This is a genomic window from Prevotella sp. MGM1 (assembly GCF_002933775.1).
Classification (GTDB): Bacteria; Bacteroidota; Bacteroidia; order Bacteroidales; family Bacteroidaceae; genus Prevotella.
This window is the reverse complement of the sequence record NZ_BEWV01000186.1, coordinates 1-533: the sequence shown is the minus strand read 5'-3', so window position 1 is coordinate 533 and position 533 is coordinate 1. Positions and strand designations below refer to the sequence as shown.

The 533-nt window shown below is 54.6% G+C and carries 1 protein-coding gene; it reads right to left on the bottom strand.

Annotated features, from left to right (window positions below):
• Positions 1-533 (bottom strand): hypothetical protein (locus tag MoGM_RS13035; RefSeq protein ID WP_158249572.1); only part of this gene is annotated, 533 nt, incomplete at both ends.

The following is a 533-nucleotide window of genomic DNA, read 5'->3' as shown; positions in this document are numbered from 1 at the left end:
TTGCTCACGTCTGTCGAACCGCTCTCTATTATCTTGTTTCCTGAGAGGATGCTGTACACTATGTGTACATCCTTATCCGACGATCCTACCTGCACGGTCACGGCCCCTCCGTCACGGGGGAACGAACCTGCCGACGTATAGAACCAAGCACAGGTATCCACACAAGGCACCGTGTCGTCAAGCCCGAAGACGGTGAAATCCTGCCTGAGAGTATCGCCATCACACACGGCGAAAAGACAGTGACGGCCGGCGGCGAGACGTTTTTTCAACTCCACCGGACTACCCGTGCGGGCCTGTTGCCAGTCGTTCTCGTTGTCAATATAAAACCGCACGTCTGACACCATCGTCATTCCGGCTACATTATACAGAGTGAATGTTATTGTTTTCAGGCTGTCGCCAAGCACTTTTTCTGGCAAGTCTCCGGTCAGGGTTGCCTCCTTGGTGCCGAGCCGCACGCTCATCGATGCGTTTTGCGTCTCACCGGCAGTGTCGGTCACGTCTGCCTCAACCACGAAATTATAGTGCATCGGGGC